General features: G+C 61.0%; 1 protein-coding gene. It reads right to left on the reverse strand.

All coding sequences use genetic code 11. From position 1 onward, the window contains the following. Positions 1–374: tetrahydrofolate dehydrogenase/cyclohydrolase catalytic domain-containing protein (locus tag PH558_RS34155; RefSeq protein WP_285208575.1), on the reverse strand; the 374-nt coding region annotated here is incomplete at both ends.

The following is a 374-nucleotide window of genomic DNA, read 5'->3' on the forward strand; positions in this document are numbered from 1 at the left end:
AGCAGCAATTGCGCCATCGGCTTGCCGAACAGGTTGGAGCGGCCGATGACCACGGCATTCAGACCCGACAGGTCCTCGCCATGCACCTGTCGCACCAGCAGCATGGCGCCGGCCGGCGTGCAGGAGATCAATCCGGTTTCAAGATCGCCGGTCGCAAGCTTGCCGGCGTTGACAACATGCAGGCCATCGACATCCTTTTCCGGCTTGATCGACTGGATGATGTCATCCGAATCCAGATGCTTCGGCAGCGGCAGCTGGACGAGAATGCCGTGGATGGAGGCATCGTCATTCAGGGAGGAAACCAGCCTTGCCAGCTCTTCCTGCGTCGTCTCCGCCGGCAGCGTGTGCTGGACCGACTTGAAGCCGCATTCCTT

The sequence above is a fragment of the Rhizobium pantanalense genome (assembly GCF_030182525.1).
Lineage (GTDB): Bacteria > Pseudomonadota > Alphaproteobacteria > Rhizobiales > Rhizobiaceae > Rhizobium.